General features: G+C 64.8%; 15 protein-coding genes and 2 pseudogenes. 6 read left to right on the forward strand and 11 right to left on the reverse strand.

The window, feature by feature from the left end; genetic code table 11:
• Positions 1 to 32 precede the first annotated feature (32 nt).
• A complete protein-coding gene (locus CGZ66_RS10445; protein WP_095083950.1) occupies positions 33 to 275 on the forward strand; it encodes a Trm112 family protein in 243 nt (80 codons plus the stop codon).
• A gap of 40 nt (positions 276 to 315) precedes the next feature.
• Here the strand turns inward: CGZ66_RS10445 and CGZ66_RS41710 are convergent, their stop codons facing one another.
• The 6 genes and pseudogenes from CGZ66_RS41710 to CGZ66_RS40695 form a co-directional block, all read right to left on the reverse strand.
• A complete protein-coding gene (locus tag CGZ66_RS41710; RefSeq protein WP_425352283.1) occupies positions 316 to 2,130 on the reverse strand; it encodes a helix-hairpin-helix domain-containing protein in 1,815 nt (604 codons plus the stop codon).
• Positions 2,113 to 2,690: pseudogene (locus tag CGZ66_RS41715) on the reverse strand (error-prone DNA polymerase); the annotation flags it as partial. The pseudogene CGZ66_RS41715 and the gene CGZ66_RS41710, both read right to left, overlap by 18 nt.
• Positions 2,691 to 2,748: 58 nt before the next feature.
• Positions 2,749 to 2,955 (reverse strand): hypothetical protein, encoded by a 207-nt coding sequence (locus tag CGZ66_RS41720; protein WP_425352274.1) that lies wholly within the window; start codon positions 2,953 to 2,955, stop codon positions 2,749 to 2,751.
• Between the two features lie 79 nt (positions 2,956 to 3,034).
• Positions 3,035 to 3,652, reverse strand: a complete 618-nt coding sequence (locus tag CGZ66_RS41725; protein ID WP_425352275.1) for a PHP domain-containing protein — start codon at positions 3,650 to 3,652, stop codon at positions 3,035 to 3,037.
• Positions 3,649 to 5,118, reverse strand: a pseudogene (locus tag CGZ66_RS10455) (DUF6504 family protein). The gene CGZ66_RS41725 and the pseudogene CGZ66_RS10455 overlap by 4 nt, the downstream one beginning before the upstream one ends.
• Complete coding sequence (locus tag CGZ66_RS40695) at positions 5,060 to 6,079, reverse strand: ImuA family protein (RefSeq protein WP_095083951.1); 1,020 nt, start codon at positions 6,077 to 6,079, stop codon at positions 5,060 to 5,062. The pseudogene CGZ66_RS10455 and the gene CGZ66_RS40695 overlap by 59 nt, the downstream one beginning before the upstream one ends.
• A gap of 184 nt (positions 6,080 to 6,263) precedes the next feature.
• Here CGZ66_RS40695 and CGZ66_RS10465 point away from each other — a divergent pair, with 184 nt between their 5' ends.
• Positions 6,264 to 6,686 carry a metallopeptidase family protein gene (locus tag CGZ66_RS10465; protein WP_095084388.1) on the forward strand — a complete coding sequence of 141 codons (423 nt, stop codon included), beginning with the start codon at positions 6,264 to 6,266 and terminating at the stop codon, positions 6,684 to 6,686.
• Between the two features lie 146 nt (positions 6,687 to 6,832).
• Here CGZ66_RS10465 and CGZ66_RS10470 read toward each other — a convergent pair whose 3' ends face one another.
• Positions 6,833 to 7,039 (reverse strand): DUF1737 domain-containing protein, encoded by a 207-nt coding sequence (locus tag CGZ66_RS10470; RefSeq protein ID WP_095083952.1) that lies wholly within the window; start codon positions 7,037 to 7,039, stop codon positions 6,833 to 6,835.
• A 50-nt stretch (positions 7,040 to 7,089) separates the two neighbouring features.
• Positions 7,090 to 7,980, reverse strand: coding sequence for an HpcH/HpaI aldolase/citrate lyase family protein (locus CGZ66_RS10475; protein ID WP_095083953.1), 891 nt, complete (start codon positions 7,978 to 7,980; stop codon positions 7,090 to 7,092).
• Positions 7,981 to 8,274: 294 nt separating this feature from the next.
• Here CGZ66_RS10475 and CGZ66_RS10480 point away from each other — a divergent pair, with 294 nt between their 5' ends.
• The 4 genes from CGZ66_RS10480 to CGZ66_RS10495 are packed head-to-tail and all read left to right on the forward strand — an operon-like array spanning position 8,275 to position 13,304.
• Positions 8,275 to 9,813 (forward strand): DUF4153 domain-containing protein, encoded by a 1,539-nt coding sequence (locus CGZ66_RS10480; RefSeq protein WP_095083954.1) that lies wholly within the window; start codon positions 8,275 to 8,277, stop codon positions 9,811 to 9,813.
• Positions 9,814 to 9,816: 3 nt separating this feature from the next.
• Positions 9,817 to 10,509, forward strand: coding sequence for a response regulator transcription factor (locus CGZ66_RS10485; RefSeq protein WP_095083955.1), 693 nt, complete (start codon positions 9,817 to 9,819; stop codon positions 10,507 to 10,509).
• A complete protein-coding gene (locus CGZ66_RS10490; RefSeq protein ID WP_095083956.1) occupies positions 10,500 to 12,098 on the forward strand; it encodes an ATP-binding protein in 1,599 nt (532 codons plus the stop codon). Before CGZ66_RS10485 ends, CGZ66_RS10490 begins: the two co-directional genes overlap by 10 nt.
• Positions 12,099 to 12,137: 39 nt before the next feature.
• Complete coding sequence (locus tag CGZ66_RS10495) at positions 12,138 to 13,304, forward strand: NAD(P)/FAD-dependent oxidoreductase (protein ID WP_095083957.1); 1,167 nt, start codon at positions 12,138 to 12,140, stop codon at positions 13,302 to 13,304.
• A gap of 237 nt (positions 13,305 to 13,541) precedes the next feature.
• Here the strand turns inward: CGZ66_RS10495 and CGZ66_RS10500 are convergent, their stop codons facing one another.
• From CGZ66_RS10500 to CGZ66_RS10510, 3 genes are read right to left on the reverse strand one after another with little or no spacing between them, the layout of a single operon-like run.
• Positions 13,542 to 14,033, reverse strand: a complete 492-nt coding sequence (locus CGZ66_RS10500) for an SRPBCC family protein (protein WP_095083958.1) — start codon at positions 14,031 to 14,033, stop codon at positions 13,542 to 13,544.
• Positions 14,034 to 14,073: 40 nt separating this feature from the next.
• A complete protein-coding gene (locus CGZ66_RS10505; RefSeq protein WP_095083959.1) occupies positions 14,074 to 14,520 on the reverse strand; it encodes an SRPBCC family protein in 447 nt (148 codons plus the stop codon).
• Positions 14,520 to 14,831, reverse strand: a complete 312-nt coding sequence (locus CGZ66_RS10510) for an ArsR/SmtB family transcription factor (RefSeq protein WP_064987727.1) — start codon at positions 14,829 to 14,831, stop codon at positions 14,520 to 14,522. Before CGZ66_RS10510 ends, CGZ66_RS10505 begins: the two co-directional genes overlap by 1 nt.
• Positions 14,832 to 14,920: the final 89 nt, after the last annotated feature.

The raw sequence follows: 14,920 nt of genomic DNA on the forward strand, positions 1-14,920 counted from the left end.
GACACGGACCCGACACTTGAGAAGAGGACACGATGGCGGCGGATGGGCGTGACGGGAAGAAGGTCAATGTCGACCCCAAGCTGCTGGAGCTGCTGGCCTGCCCGCTGACCAAGGGGCCGCTGACCTGGGATCCGGAGCGTGGCGAACTGGTCTCCCGGGTCGCCAAGCTCGCCTATCCGGTGCGCGACGGCATCCCGATCATGCTGCCTTCGGAAGCGCGGACGCTCTCCGTGGAGGATGTGTTGTCGCCGCCGCGTTTGAGTGGGCCGTCTTGAGGGGTGGCTAGATTGGCAGCGGCTGGCGCGCCCCCCTCTGCTACTGAAAATTGCGTCCCTTGGGCATGACACTTTCCGCCTCTTCCGACAGCGTTGCGAGGTCCGGTCGGATCGCCGCGTTGCGTGGCGCAGGGTCGCGATCCGTACCGCTGAAGGGGTGTTCCGCAGGGCCGGCGACTGTCAGGCTGGCCTGGCTGACCTTTTCCAGGAGCACGGTCAGCCAGGGGGTCAAATCCTCGATCTTCTCGGCGACGATATGGATGACATCCGATTCCGACTGCAATTTGCCGGTGACGCGGACGAACCTGGCGCCCATGATGACGGGCCGGTAGCGGTCGAAGGTTCTCTGCCAGATGATGATGTTGGCGACGGCCTTGTCGTCCTCCAGCGTCAGGAAGATCGCGTTGCCCTTGCCGGGGCGCTGCCGCACCAGCACGAGGCCGGCGACCGAGACACGCCTGCCATCGCGCACGGATGGCAATCCGGCATTGGGCGTGACGCCGGCCCGGTCGAGCCGCTCGCGCAGGAAGGCGACCGGATGCGCCTTCAGCGACAGGCCGAGCGAACGGTAGTCATGGATGACATGCTCGCCGAGCGGCATTTTGGGCAGCTTCGTCTCCGGCTCCAGCTCGCGCAGGCGGATCGCCGGCTGGTCGAACAGCGGCAGCTTTTCGGCAGCACTCCTGCCGTCGAGCGCGCGCACCGCCCACAGTGCTTCACGACGATCAAGGCCAAGCGAACGGAAGGCGTCGGCCTGCGCCAGCTTTTCGATCTCGTCGACATCGAGGCCGGAGCGCAGCCAGACATCCCTGACCGACTCGTAGCCTGAACCGCGCCGCTTGACGAAAGCCTCCATGCGCTCCTCCGACAGGCCCTTGATCTGGCGGAAGCCGAGCCGCAGCGCATCATTTGTCTCGATGACACCACGCATTTCGGCATGGCGTGGGAGGATGCGGTCCGGATCGAAAGATGCTTTCTCCAGAGTGGAGTCCCAGACCGAGAAATTGACGTCGACGTCGCGGATGTCGACGCCATGGTCGCGCGCGTCGCGGACGAGCTGGGCCGGCTGGTAAAACCCCATCGGCTGCGAATTCAGGATCGCGGCGCAGAACACGTCGGGGTAGAAAGTCTTGAACCAGCAGGAGGCATAGACGAGCAAGGCGAAGGACGCGGCGTGGCTTTCGGGAAAGCCGTATTCGCCAAAACCCTCGATCTGCTTGAAACAGCGCTCGGCGAAGTCCTTCGTGTAGCCCTTACCAATCATGCCGTCGATCATGCGCTGGCGGTAATTGCCGATGGTGCCGGTGCGCTTGAAGGTGGCCATGGCGCGGCGCAGTTCGTCGGCCTCCCCCGGCTTGAAACCGCCCGCGACGATGGCGATCTTCATGGCCTGTTCCTGAAACAGGGGCACACCAAGTGTCTTGCTGAGGATCGCCTCCAGCTCCGGCTTTTGATACTCGGCCTTTTCCTTGCCTTGCCGTCGGCGCAGGTAAGGATGAACCATGTCGCCCTGGATCGGACCCGGCCGGACGATCGCCACCTCGATGACAAGGTCATAGAAATCCCTTGGCTTGAGACGCGGCAGCATCGACATCTGGGCGCGGGATTCGATCTGGAAAACGCCGAGCGTGTCGGCGCGGCAGATCATGTCGTAGACCTGCTTATCCTCCGGCGGCAGGGTGGCCAGCACATAGGGTTGGCCATATTTATCCCGTGCGTTTGGATAGTGATCCTTAAGCAGGGCGAAGGCACGCTGCAGGCAGGTCAGCATGCCGAGCGCCAGCACATCCACTTTCAGGATCTTCACCGCGTCGAGATCGTCCTTGTCCCATTCGACCATCTTGCGCTCGTCCATCGCCGTCTTGACGATGGGGACGATCTCGTCCAGCCGGTCCCTGGTGATGACGAAGCCGCCGACATGCTGCGACAAATGGCGGGGAAAGCCCATGATCTCGTTGGAGCGCTCAATCACCAGTCTTGCCAGCGGGTCGGCGCGGTTGATGCCGCCAGCGTGCGCCTCCTTCTCGCCAAGTTCGGAGGTCGACCAGCCCCAGATCGTGCTCGACAATGCGCTTCGGACATCCTCGGAGAGGCCCATGGCCTTCGCCACTTCGCGCAAGGCCGAGCGGCCGCGATAGCTGATGACGCGGCGGCGAGTGCGGTGCGCTTGGCGCTGTATTTCGTATAGATGTACTGGATGACGGTCTCGCGTTTCTCATGCTCGAAGTCGACGTCGATGTCGGGCGGCTCGTTCCTCTCCTCGGAAATGAAGCGCTCGAACAGCGTGTCGATCCTGTCCGGCCCGACTTCGGTGATGCCGATGCAGAAACAGACGATCGAATTGGCGGCCGAACCGCGCCCCTGGCAGAGGATGTCCTGGCCGCGCGCGAACTTGACGATGTCGTAGACCGTCAGGAAATAGCGGGCGTAGTTAGGCGCTCTATCAGAGCGAGCTCTTCCCCGATGCGCCTGGTCACGGACGCAGGCACCCCCGCCGGATAACGATTGGCTGCCCCTCCCGCGCCAGCCGTTCCAGCTCGGCCTGCGGCCCGAGACCGGACTCCGTCGGCTCGTCGGGGTAGTTGTACTGGAGGTCGCTGAGCGAGAAGGTCAGCTCCTGCGCAAAGCGCAGGTCTCGGCCAGCGCCTGCGGATGCCTGCGGAACAGGCGCCATCTCCATCGGCGGCTTCAGATGGCGCTCGGCATTGGCGGCCAGCTGCAGCCGACCTCGGCGACGGGCGTGTTGAGGCGGATCGCGGTCAGCACGTCCTGCAGCGGCGCCGTTCGGCCGTGTGATAGAGAACGTCGTTGGTCGCCATCAGCGGGATGCCGGCATTCTCGGCAAACGCCGCTGCCTGCTCGATCCGGAAACGGTCATTGCCCGCATAGTCGGCGAAACGGCCAGACGGAGATTTCTTCCGAAACGATCCTTGAGCTGGCGAAGCAAGGCGAGACTGTCTTCCGCCCCTGCCGTCAGATCGGGCAGGACCGCCAGACATCAGATCCCCCCATTCAAGCAAGTCGCTGCGTTGGAGAAGGGTGGCGCCCTTTTCGTTTTCGTCGCGCAGATTGGCTTGCGTCAGCATGCGGCAGAGATGCCCCCAGCCCTTGCGGTCCTGCGGATAGGCGAGAATGTCAGGGGTGCCGTCACCGAAAACCAGCCGGCAGCCGGGATGGTAGGAGAGCGTCTCGACCTTGGCCTGCTGCCAGGCGCGCACCACGCCGGCCACCGTGTTGCGGTCGGCAAGTCCGATCGCGGAAAAGCCGAAAAGCTTGGCGGCGACCACCAGTTCCTCCGGCTTGGAGGCACCGCGCAGGAAGGAGAAATTCGACTGGATGCCGAACTCGGCATAGGGAATGACGGTCAGCGCATTCATGCGAAGACCCCATGCAGGAACCAGCGCGGCGGCACCTGGGAGCCGCCATAGAGGCCTTGCCGGTAGAGCCAGTAGCGGCGTCCGTCGGCATCCTCGATGCGAAAATAGTCGCGTGTCGATGCCACCTCGTCGCTCGCGGCCTCGCGCCACCATTCCGCCGCGATGCGTTCCGGTCCCTCGGCACGCGTCACCCTGTAGAGCGCACGCCGCCAGCGGAAGTTCAGCGGCGGGCCCTCCGGCATTTCGGTGGCCGGCACCTCGATGGGCTCGGGCGAGCGGAACAGCCGGATCGGCCGTTCCGGCGGGAAGATGGTCATCGGCGCCTGCATCCGGTCGGCTTCTTCGGCGGCGTGGTCCGGCGCGGGGCCTCGGTGAAGGGGATCGTGACGACGGCGCGCTCCGGCAGATGGCTTTCCACAGTGACCGGTTGCAGGACCGCGCCCTCGCCGAGCCGGGCGCGGATACGGTCGGCGAACAGCGCGATATCGGCGCCGTCATCGGTCACTTCGCCAGCAAGGTCGGCCTGCTGCATGTCGAAGGCGGCGGCCGACAGCACCGAGAGCCGCACGAGATCGAAGCCATAGCCGGCATCGATATCCTGCTCGAGCGCGGCCAGCCTTTCATGGAACAATTTCTGGATCAGCGGGGGTTCGCGCATCGGCCGCGAGGTGCCGATGGCGATGCGGCTGACGGCGCCGTCGACGCGAAACAAAAGCAGCGCCAGCATCCTGGCGCCCTCGCCACGCGCTCGAGGTCGGTCTTCAATGCCGCCGCCAGCATGCCCACCAGCCGCTCGATGTCCTCGGTCAGGGTGACGGGCTCGCTGAGGTGACGTTCGACCGAAAGCGGCGCGACGGGAAGGCGCGGCGACACCGCTTCGTCGAGGCCAAGCGCCTGGTCGAGGCGCAAAAGCAGCGAGGCGCCGAAGCGGCGGGCAAGCGGCGCGCGTGGTGCCGCCATGACGGCGCCCGCCGTGCGCAGGCCGACGCTTTCCAGGCTGGTGCGGGTCGCCGGCTCGATGCGCAGGGCCGCCAGCGGCAGGGGGCGAGCAAGGCTTCCTCCTCGCCGCCTGCGACAATGCGGTCGCCGGCAAAGCGTGCCGCCGCCCAGGCCGCCCCTGGTGTCGCGGCAAGCCCGGCGCGGACATCGAAACCCTGATGGAAGAAGCGCGACAGGATGTCGTCCAGCATGGCGCGTTCGCCGCCGAAAAGATGGGTGCAGCCGGTGACGTCGAGAAACAGGCCGTCCGTTGCGTCTAGCGCCACCAGTGGGGTGTAGCGGTCGCACCAGTCGGCAAGGCCTTCGAGCAGGCGGCGGTCGGCCTGCGGATCGGCCTCGACGATGTCGATCGACGGATGCATGGCGCGCGCATCGGCGATGCCCATGTCGCGCTTCAGGTGCAGCGCCTCAGCCCGCTCGTCGAGGGCCGAGATACGCTGCGCGTTGCCCTTGCGGTGGCTGATCACCAGCGGCAGGTGATCCGACGGCCGGGAACGCCAGGACCGCCCCAGACGCTGCCGCAGGATCCTTTCGGCCGCGAGATAGGGAAACCACAGCGACAGGATTCTTTGCTCTTTCCTCGCCCCATCTTTCATCGAATGCGCGTTCATCGGGGTTCCACTCCAGTGTGAATTGTCCAGGCAGGGCCGTGCGGCTCTTGCCGATGGTGAGGGTGAAGGCCGGGCGGCCGATCGAGCCGGCGAGCGGCCCGACGATGGTGTCGCGCGGCACCGCCGGTGCCGACGCGACGATGAGACGAACGGGTGCGGCCGTCGGTTCGGGCTCGGCAGCCTGCCGCAGCAGGAACACCGGGCGGCCAGCACTCTGTGCCCGGGCATGCAGCCGGCGCGTCGCGGTCAGGTCGAGCCGCTGCGGATTGCCGCGGATCTCGAGGATGACGGCGGCGAGCGCCGTCATCCGGGCGGCCTCCTCGGCGACCCACAGCGCATCGACAAGTTTTGGCGCCTCAGAAAACAGCAATTGCTCGGCTTCGATGCCGAACGAGGCATGAAGCCCCCTGGCATAGGGAAAGCCGGCCTCGCGAAAAATCTCCGATGTGCCGATCCACAGCACCGGCAACCCTTGCGTCTGCTTGAGGATCAGGCTTGCGAGTGACAAAGCGAAGCCGGAGACGGCTCCGGCATCGCGGGTTTCAACGCCATGGATTTCGCTCAAGGCGGCTTTCGGCAGGCCGCCGCTCAGGGCGGCATCGAGCCGCTCGACGCCGGTGGGCAGGAACGCATCCGGCAGCGCCGCGGCAATGCCACGGCGGACAATTGTCACATCGATGCTGGGGCCGGCGTCGACGCGAACATCGGGAGCCGCGGCGGCCGGCGCCTGCAGGCGCTCGGGCAGCGTTCCCTCGATCTTCGCGATCTGGCGGCGCAGGGCAAAAACAGTCTCCCGCGCCACGGCGGTCATCGCCATGACGGTCAGCTTTCACTCACAATTGTTCCTGTTATGTTCCTATAGATTCCAGAGGGTGCTGGAAGAGTCAAGCGGAGTCATGGGGAATTTATTCCTGCCCCGGGGCTTGTCGGAGGCGTGGGCCGCCCCCGCCATTTGCCGATTGCGGCGCGAAAGCCTATATGCCGGGATCAAAGGACACAGCATGGCCCGCATCTACAAGACCCGCAGCTGGCACGACGAACTTTCGCCGTCGATGGAGGAAATGGAGTTCCTTGCGCTGGAGGCTTACGCCCATCTGCCGGAGGATTTTCGCAAGCTGACCGGCGAGATCGTCATCCAGATCGCCGAGTTCCCGACCGACGAGATCATGGACGATTTGTCGCTGGAAACGCCCTTCGACCTGCTCGGTCTGTTCGAGGGACGCGGCATCGCCGAGCGCTGGAATCCGCAGACCGGCGAAGGCCCGAATCGTATCACGCTCTACCGCCGCGCCATCCTCGACTACTGGGCCGAAAACGAGGAAACGCTGGGCGACATCGTCACCCACGTGCTGATCCACGAGATCGGCCACCATTTCGGCCTCTCGGACGATGATATGGAGAAGATCGAAGAGGCGGCTGAGTAGAACGTCAGAGGCTTGCGCACAGCGGTAAGGAACTGGCGTCTCATTCCCTTTGTCCTGCCGGCCATCTCCCCCCTTGGGGGGGAAGATGGCCGGCAGGACAAAGGGGGCGCTGTCCCGCCAGCGTGGGGCTATACCAATCGCCAAGCCTACCAATCACTCAGCTTGGTATCCGGCCCATATTCCTGACCGTCGATATCCTTGACCACGGCCTGGCCGCAGCGCATCGTCTTGGCCTTCTTGTCGAAGGCATAGGTCGGCGAGCCGAACAGGTGCCAGCCCTTGTTCAGCGCCGCAGTCACCTTGTGGCAGAAGCTGGCATCGTCAGGGCCAGTGAGAAAGCGGTAGAGTTTCATCCGTCAATTCCTGTCGTGAGTGCCCAAAGCCCGCGAGCATCAGGCCGATATCATGCGCCGATGGCCGCCGCCTTCGCCAGCAGTTTTTCAGCTTGCGCCAGGTGCAGCCTCTCGACCATTTTTCCATTCAGCGCAATCACGCCCTTGCCGGCATTTTCCGGAAGCGCAAAGGCGTCCTTCACCAGGCGTGCCTCGGCCACGGCTTCAGCGGACGGCGCGAAGGCCAGGTTCGCCGCTTCGATCTGGGCCGGATGGATGAGGCTCTTGCCGTCGAACCCCATGGCCGCCGCTTCCGTGCATTCATGGGCGAAGGCGTCGAGGTCGCGAAAATCGTTGGAGACGCCGTCGAGAATGTCGAGGCGGCCGGCGCGCGCGGCCAGCACCATCTGCATCAGCCACGGCACGAGGTAGCGCCGGTCAGGCGTCGCCGACACGCCGGTGCCGTTGAGCAGGTCGTTCGTTCCGGCAACGAAACAAGCCAAACGCGAAGCCGGATCGCGGCCAAGTTCGGCAATGGCGCCGATGTTGAGCAGCGCCTTGGGCGTCTCGATCATCGCCCACAGTTTCACGCTGTCGGGAGCAAAATTGTCGTCGAGCACATCGCCGGCCTCAAGCAGGTCGCGCGGCGTGTCGACCTTGGGCAACAGGATGCCGTCGGGCTCGCAGCTAGCGACAGCCAGCAGGTCGTCGGCGCCCCATTCGCTGGCCAGCGCATTGACGCGCACCACCATCTCGCAGCGGCGGCCAAGGTGGTTGGCAACTGGGCGGTTGGCGAAGATGCCGGCCAGTTTTTCACGCACGGCGATCTTGTCGGCCGGGGCGACGCCATCTTCGAGGTCGATGATGACGGCATCGCAGGCAAGCTGCGCGATCTTGGCCAGCGCCTTGTCGTTGGAGGCCGGGATGTAGAGCACCGAGCGGCGTGGGTGATAGGTTTCCATGGCTGATCTATGCCGTCTGTGGATGGTCGAGGCAAGTCGTCTCCAGCCCTGCACGAAAACTGCACACGCCTGCGGAAAACCTCCTCCGATCCGCCCCGCCGTCTCCCTGCCAGCCTGCGAGACAGGCGGCATGCAAAACCGAGCAAAACCCCGTTGGTCCCTTCCTTACCGGCTGCGCAGCGAAGGCTGGTGGCTGGTCGATCCGCCGCGCGCGAATCCGGTGGCGATCCTCATCCCTTTCGCCCGCAAGTGCCCGCCGACCATCCGGCTGGAAGCCGTCAGGAGGGCCAGGTCATGACAGCATTCTTCTCCGCGGCGCCGAGCTATTGCGCCCGCTTCGGTGTTGCCGTGCTGCTGGTCGCGCTGGCGGATTTTCTCTTTTACGGCCAGCCTGCCGGCATCACGGTTTTCCTGTTCGCCATCCTGATTGCCGCCGCCGTGGTGGCCGTGCATCCCGCCGCCTTCAGCGACGGCAGGCTGTGGATCAAGCCCATCGCGCTGCTCGTCGCGCTGCTGCCGCTCGCTGAAAATGTCAGCACGCTGTCGGTATCGATCGCGCTTGCGGCCCTGGTCGTCTTTGCGCTTTCGCTGATCGGTCGGTTGCGCCATCGCATCGCTCGCATTGCCGGCCAGATCGCACTGTTCGGGCTGGCGGCGCCGTTCCGGTTCGCCAACGACTTCATCCGCTGGCGCAGGACGGCGCGTCGCTTCGGCCGGCGCCGCGTCCGGCTGGCAGCGATCGCCGTCTGGGTCATGCCGCTGACGCTGGGCGCCGTCTTCCTGGCGCTGTTCGGCGCCGCCAATCCGGTCATCGACTACTGGCTGTCGCTGGTCGACCTTCTTAAGCTGCTCGATCTCATCCAGCTCACGAGGATTGCCTTCTGGCTGTTCGTGCTGGTCTGTGTCTGGGCCTTTCTGCGGCCACGCCTGCCGCGTCTGGTTCGTCGCATCCCTCGCGCGACGCCGGCGGTGGTCAGCACTCAAGCTGAGAGAATCACCACCATCGAGGATATCCTGTTCGGCAAACCCGCCATCCTGCGCGCGCTTGTTGTCTTCAACATCCTGTTTGCGCTGCAGACCGGGCTCGACGCCACCTATCTGTGGGGCGGGGTGGCGCTGCCCGATGGGCTGAGCTATGCGGCTTACGCGCATCGCGGCGCGTATCCCTTGATCGTCACCGCGCTGCTTGCCGCCGGCTTCGTGCTGGCGGCGCTGCGGCCCGGAAGTGCTGCATCGGCCGATCCGCTCATCCGCCGGCTGGTCTATGCCTGGGTGGCGCAGAATATCATGCTGGTCATCTCGTCGATCCTGCGGCTCGATCTCTATGTCGGCATCTACGCGCTGACCTACTGGCGCATCGCGGCTTTCGTCTGGATGGGGCTGGTGGCATCAGGTCTTGCGCTGATCATAGCCCGCATCGCGCTCGGAAAATCCAATGAATGGCTGTTGTCCGCCAATCTTCTGACGTTATCTCTGACGCTTTATGCCGGCTGTTTCATCAATTTCCCCGCGCTGATCGCCAATTACAATGTCGACCACTCCCTCGAAATGACCGGCCAGGGCATTTCCCTCGACGCCTGGTATCTGCGCTCGCTCGGCCCGGGTGCGTTTCCGGCAATGGATCGCTTCCTCGATCATCAGAGTCGAACCGCCAACAATTCGGTCTTCCGCGAACTGGCAGGGCGGCGCGGCAGCGACGAAGACTGGTACCGCACCATTCAGGAAAACTGGCGGGCCTGGAGCTTTCGCGACTGGCGCCTGCTTCGCTATCTCGACAGCAAGGGGTCGCTCGTGCTTCCTCAGCCTTCGCAACCTTCCTTGCCGGGCCGCTGACCGATGCCGCATCACATCCTCGTCGCCGACGATGACCCGCATATCCGCGAGGTGATCTGCTTCGCGCTGGAAAAGGCCGGCATGAAAACGCTTGGGGTGGCCGACGGCGCCGCCGCCTTGCAGGAGATTGGACGCCGCGCGCCGGATCTCGTCGTGCTCGACATTGGCATGCCGGAGATGGACGGGTTGGAGGTCTGCCGGCGGCTGCGGCACACATCCGACGTGCCGGTGCTGTTCCTGTCCGCGCGCGACGAGGAGATCGACCGCATCCTCGGGCTCGAAATGGGCGGCGACGACTATGTGACAAAACCGTTCAGCCCGCGCGAGCTGGTCGCCCGCGTCAACGTCATCCTGCGGCGCGCGCGCCCGGTGCCGCCCGAACCGGCCGACGACAGGCAGTTCGCGCATGGCAAGCTTGCTCTGGCGCCGGCCAGCCACGCCGCCAGCTTCGATGGCAAACCGCTTGCCCTGACCGGGATCGAGTTCTCGATCCTGAAAGGATTTTTGGCGCGACCGACGCATGTGCTCGACCGCGACGCGGTGATGGCAAACGCCTATGCCGCCAACATCCATGTCGCCGGCCGCACCGTCGACAGCCATATCCGCAACATCCGCGCCAAGCTGGCGGCGGCGGGTTGCCTGGATGCCATAGAGACTGTGCACGGCGTCGGCTTCCGGCTCGGCCGATGCGGTTGACGGCCTCTCGCAAATGGATCGGCCGCAAATGGCGGCCGCGCCTTGCCACGGTCGTCGTTGCCATCCTGATCCTGGTGATGGCCTTGCCGCTGGTGGGCCTGTTCTTCTTTCGGCTCTACGAGAACCAACTGATCCGCCAGACCGAAGCCGAGTTGATCGCGCAAGGTGCCGCCATCGCCGCCATCTATGCGCAGGACGTGCGCGACGCCGGCATCCCGCCGGAAAAGCTCGGCGCGCCGATGGCGCGGGCAAACGGGGATGCGAGCCGAAGCGTCCCTGACCCGCTATACAGGCCGATCGAGCCGCAGCTCGATCTCGCTTCCGACACCGTGCTGCCGACGCGGCCGGCGGCGATGCCTGCCACTATCGATCCCGCCTTCGCCGCCATCGGCGCGCGCCTGTCCGGTGTTCTCGATGCCACGCAGAAAACCACGCTGGCCGGCTTCCGGCTGCTCGACCCAACCGGCGTCGTCATTGCCGGACGTGGCGAGGTCGGGCAATCGCTTGACAGGGTTGAAGAGGTGCGCGAGGCCCTTGCCGGCCGCTATGCCAGTGCGCTGCGGCTGCGCATTCCCAACCAGCCGGCGCCACCGCTCTATTCGGTCAGCCGAGGCACCAAGGTGCGTGTCTTTGTCGCCCTGCCAGTAGCCATAGACGGTAAGGTCGCCGGCGTGGTCTATGTGTCGCGGACGCCCAACAACATCGTCAAGCATCTCTATGGCGAGCGCGGCAAGGTGACCCTGGCGGCAATCGCCATCCTCGGCGGCACGCTGCTCATCGGCCTGGTCTTCCTGCGCACCGTCAGTCGGCCGATCTATGCGCTGATCGACCGCACCCAGCGCATCGCCGCCGGCGACCGCCAGGCCATCAAGCCGCTCGACCACCACGGCACCTATGAAATGGCGGAGCTCTCCGCCGCCTTCCTCGACATGGCGGAAAAGCTGCAGGCGCGATCGGACTCGATCCAGACCTTTGCCACCCATGTCTCGCATGAGCTCAAATCGCCGCTGACGGCGATCCAGGGTGCGGCCGAGCTGCTGCGCGATTCCGGTTCGGCGATGGACCAGGCCGAGCGGCAGCGCTTCTCCAACAACATCGTCACCGATGCGGGGCGGCTCAATCTGCTGGTGCGCCGGCTGCTCGAGCTGGCGCGGGCCGAGAATCTGGCGCCGAGCGGTGAAAGTACCTCGATCGGCGCAGCGCTGGCACTGCTTCCTGTAGACAACAGGCTGGCGGTTCGTGTCGGGGCCGGCGGCGAGATCGGTTTGCGCATATCGGCTGAGAACGCGGCAATCGTGCTTGCCAATCTCATCGACAATTCGGCAAGGCATGGCGCGACGCAGGTTTTGGTCACCGCGGCGAGCACCGGCGGCAAGGCGTCCATCCTGGTCAGCGATGACGGCGCCGGCATTTCGCCGAGCAACCGGGCGCGCATCTTCGAGCCATTCTTCACCACACGGCGCGATTCCGGCGGCACCGGCATGGGGCTCGGCATCGTGCTGGCCCTCCTGAAAGCGCATGATGGTATGATCCGGCTGGTTGACTCCGAACGCGGCACGCGCTTCGAGATTATCTTGCCAACCGCGTGACTCTCGATCAGCGGCTCGAACCGGAAAGGGCATAAAAGCGTGCGCTACGACATCGTCATCATCGGCGGGGCCATCGTTGGATCCTCGATCGCTTATTATCTGCGCGAAGAAGGATTTTCCGGTTCGATCGCGCTGATCGAGCGCGATCCGCAATTTGCGCATGCGGCGACGACGCTGTCCTGCGCCTCGATTCGCCAGCAATTCTCGATCCCGGAAAACATCCGGCTGTCGCAGTTCACGCTGAAACTGTTCCGGCGGCTGAAGGACGAATTCGGCGCGGATGCCGATATCGGCTTCCACGAAGGCGGCTATCTCATCCTTGCCGGCGAGAACGGGCTGCCGATCCTGAAGGCCAATCACCAGGCGCAGATCGCCGAGGGCGCCGACATCCTGCTTGAGGATGCCGACGCCTTGGTGCGTCGCTTCCCCTGGCTGTCGGCCGAAGGCATCACCGCCGGCGCCTATGGCCGGACCGGCGAGGGCTGGTTCGACGCGCATGCGATGCTGATGCTGTTCCGCAAGGCGCTGCGCGAGAAGAAGATCGATTTCATCACAGCTGACGTCACCGGCATCGAGCGGCAGGGCCAGAGCGTGACCAGTGTCAGCCTCGACAATGGGGAAAAACTCAAGGCCGGCATCGTCATCAATGCCGCCGGACCGAATGCCGGCATGGTGGCTGATATGGCCGGGTTGGCGCTGCCGGTGGAGCCGCGCAAGCGCAACGTCTTCGTCTTCGAGGCGCGCGAGAAATATGCCGACATGCCGCTGCTGGTCGACCCGAGCGGCATCTGGCTCAGGCCGGAAGGCTCGGTCTACATCACCGCTGGTGCCGAGCCGGAAGAGTGCGACGGGCCCGCCGATCCCCAGGATTTCGATGTCGACTGGCCGCTGTTCGAAGAGGTGATCTGGCCGGTGCTGGCCACCCGCATCCCGGCCTTCGAGGCGATCAAGCCGACTCGCGCTTGGGTTGGCCACTACGACTACAACACGCTCGACCAGAACGCGGTGATCGGCCCGCATCCGCAGGTGACGAATTTCCTGTTCGCCAACGGCTTTTCCGGCCACGGCCTGCAGCAGGCGCCGGCCGTCGGCAAGGCGCTGGCCGAACTGATCGTGCATGGCGGCTACCGCACGGTGGACTGCTCGGCGTTTGGCTATGGCCGGGTTGCGGAAGGGCGGGCGTTTAGGGAATTGAATGTGATTTGAGGTGTAGGCGTTGGGAACATGCCGTTCCCGCCGAGTTCCCGCCCACCCCCCCCTCTGGCCTGCCGGCCATCTCCCCCGCAAGGAGGGAGATTACACGCTCAATCGCTTTCGCCAATCTCGAAACGTGACAGGGGTGACGCGGCGTCGAAGCTGTCGATTCCCCACTTGCGGGGGAGATGGCCGGCAGGGCCGAGGGGGTGCTGTCCCGCCGACATCAAATGCACCGCCACGAGTCGGCTAAGCCGCGGCCAATCTCCCAGCGTCAAAATACACCTGCAGCCAGGCCAGCACCCTGCCCCAGCCCTCGGCGTGTTCAGCCGCCGCGTCGCTCAAGCCAGTAAAGCCGCCATGACAGATGGTGACGCGCGTGCCATCGGCGATCGGCTGCAGCAGCCAGGCGACCGTCGTTTGCCGCCGGCCAAGAGTGGGATGGTCCCACTCATAGGCCCGCGTCTGCACGATCCGGCGCGGCGCCTCGATGTCGAGTAAGTCGCCGCTCGCTGGCAGGTCCCTGCCGTCTGCCGTTCGAACGGTGACCTTCCAACGGCCGCTGATGCGAAGATCGGCCGACCAATCGACCATCCGGTAGGTGTCGGCGGACCCCCACCAGCGCTCGACCTCGTCCGTGACCAGGGCCTGGAAAATCCGCTCGGCGGGTGCGCCGATGTCGGCGCTTGCCATGACGGTCTCGCCATTGGTCATGCTGTGGACGACAGGGACATGCAGCATAGGTGCCTCCAAAAGTTTGTTTCGCAGCCGAAACCAAGCTTCAACCCTTCGATGGCGGGCGCTCGAAACCCTTGCCGGTCTCGAGCAGGCTCTTGAGGCTCGCCAGCACCAGCGGCCAGCCCTTGGAGACATTCGGGATCAGCCGGTGCGCGCCGTCGGCCTCGTGGGTGACGGCAAGCTTCATCAACTCGCCGTCCTGTTCGATGGCGAAGGTGCAGCGCGTGTAGCCGTCTTCCTTGACCTCCGGCATCCATTCATTGCGCCATTTGATGACCAGGCGTCGCGGCGGGTCGATTTCGAGGATCTCGCCGCTGTCGGCGACGCTCCCGTCGGGGAAGATCAGTTTCCAGCTGGAGCCGACCTTCCACTCGCTCTCCTGATAGGAGCAGAGGAAGAACTGCCGGTTGAACTCCGGATCGGTTAGCGCCTCCCAGAGTTTTTCGGGCGTGGTGCGGATGTAGGTCACGTAAACGAAGCTGTTGCTCATCAGTCTTCCCTTTCGAGGCGTTTCTTCAGGTCACTCAATGCATCCAGCCGATGGCGCTCGAACTTGCCGATCCAGCGTTCGGCGATCTCGTTGATCGGAACCGGGTTGAGGTAGTGCTGCTTCTCGCGTCCCTTGCGGAGCGTGGTGACGAGGTTGGCTTCCTCCAGGATCGCCAGGTGCTTGGTCACCGCCTGGCGTGTCATGTCCATCTCCGCGCACAGCGCGTTCAGCGTCTGCCCGTTCCGGGCATGGAGGTTGTCCAGCAATTGCCGGCGTGTCGGGTCGGCCAAGGCGCGAAAGACGGCATCCATGCTCATGATCTTAATATGCAACCATTTGGTTGCATGTCAAGCGGCAAGATTTCGCGCCGTTGGCCGCTGGATGCGATCACAGGGGAAAA

The organism is Mesorhizobium sophorae, assembly GCF_002270415.1.
Taxonomy (GTDB): domain Bacteria; phylum Pseudomonadota; class Alphaproteobacteria; order Rhizobiales; family Rhizobiaceae; genus Mesorhizobium; species Mesorhizobium sophorae.